This window comes from Streptomyces filipinensis (assembly GCF_014649495.1).
Classification (GTDB): Bacteria; Actinomycetota; Actinomycetes; order Streptomycetales; family Streptomycetaceae; genus Streptomyces; species Streptomyces filipinensis.
The window spans coordinates 1-680 of the sequence record NZ_BMTD01000090.1; the positions used below are offsets into that span (position 1 = coordinate 1).

Annotated in this window: 1 protein-coding gene; it reads right to left on the reverse strand. The window is 72.6% G+C overall.

Translation table 11 applies throughout. The features are described from left to right. Window positions 1-680, reverse strand: a 680-nt coding sequence (locus IE244_RS41610; protein ID WP_191878772.1) for an AMP-binding protein, incomplete at both ends; no start/stop codon positions are given.

The following is a 680-nucleotide window of genomic DNA, read 5'->3' on the forward strand; positions in this document are numbered from 1 at the left end:
ACGAAGCGGTCGGCGGTGAGGGAGGGGCGGTCCAGGTAGCCCTGGGCGAGTCCGGCGCCGGCGATGTACAGCTCGCCGGGGGTGCCGGGCGGGACCAGTTGCAGCGCGGGGTCGAGGACGTAGAGGCGGTGGTTGTCGAGGGCCTCGCCGATCGGCACCGGGCCGGTGGCGGTGAAAGGCCGCGCGACGTGGTGGGTGGCGGCGAAGGTGGTGGTCTCGGTGGGGCCGTAGCCGTTGACGACGGTGATCTGCGGGTTGTGGTCCATCACCCGGCGGACGGCCTCGGGGGGTACGACGTCGCCGCCGGCCCAGACCTCCCGCACGCCCGCGAAGGTCTCGGGGGCCTCCTCGGCGATGAGCCGGAACAGTCCGGCCGTGAGCCACAGGCTGGTGATCGCGTGGTCGGCGATGAGCTGCTGGTAGGCGGCGGTGTCGAGGTGGCCGGCGGGGGCGACGACCAGGGTGCCGCCGGTCAGCCAGGGCACCCACATCTCGTAGGTGGACGCGTCGAAGGCCATCGGCGAGTGGAAGAGGACGCGGGTGTGGTTGCCGTTCGCGTACATCTCCTGGCGGGCCAGGTCGGCGACGTTGCGGTGGGTGACCGCGACGCCCTTCGGGATGCCGGTCGAGCCGGACGTGAACATCGCGTACACCGGCTGGTCCGGGTGGACCCGCACCGC